This window comes from Curtobacterium flaccumfaciens UCD-AKU, from assembly GCF_000349565.1.
Classification (GTDB): domain Bacteria; phylum Actinomycetota; class Actinomycetes; order Actinomycetales; family Microbacteriaceae; genus Curtobacterium; species Curtobacterium poinsettiae.
In genome coordinates this window covers 232,342-232,695 of record NZ_KB714610.1, presented here as the reverse complement: position 1 = coordinate 232,695, position 354 = coordinate 232,342, and the positions used below count along the sequence as shown (strand labels likewise).

Annotated in this window: 1 protein-coding gene; it reads left to right on the top strand. The window is 73.2% G+C overall.

Features of this window, described 5'->3' with window-relative positions; translation table 11 throughout:
* Positions 1 to 173: 173 nt before the first annotated feature.
* Positions 174 to 354 (top strand): acyl-CoA dehydrogenase family protein (locus H489_RS38140; RefSeq protein ID WP_031259477.1); only part of this gene is annotated, 181 nt, incomplete at its 3' end.

Below are 354 nucleotides of genomic sequence, written 5' to 3'. Positions count from 1 at the left end.
TCGATCGCCGACCTCTACGTCCTCGGCCTGACCTCGCACGCGACCGTCAACGTGATGCTCGCGGTGGAGTCCGAGCTCGACGTCGAGTTCCCCGACTCCGTGCTCAACCGGTCCACCTTCGCCAGCGTCGAGTCGATCACCGCCGCCGCGGAGCTCGCCGCGGAGCTCGCCTCGTGACCCTGGTCCTGCCGGCACCGTCGGTCGTCGACCGGTTCGCCGAGCGTGCGAGCGCCGTGGCCGAGGTCGCCGCGCAGTTCGCCGACGAGGTCGACCGCGACGCCCGGCCCCCGCGTGAGGCCATCGCCGCGATGCGGGAGTACGGCCTGCTCGCGGCAGCGGTGCCGACCGAGCACG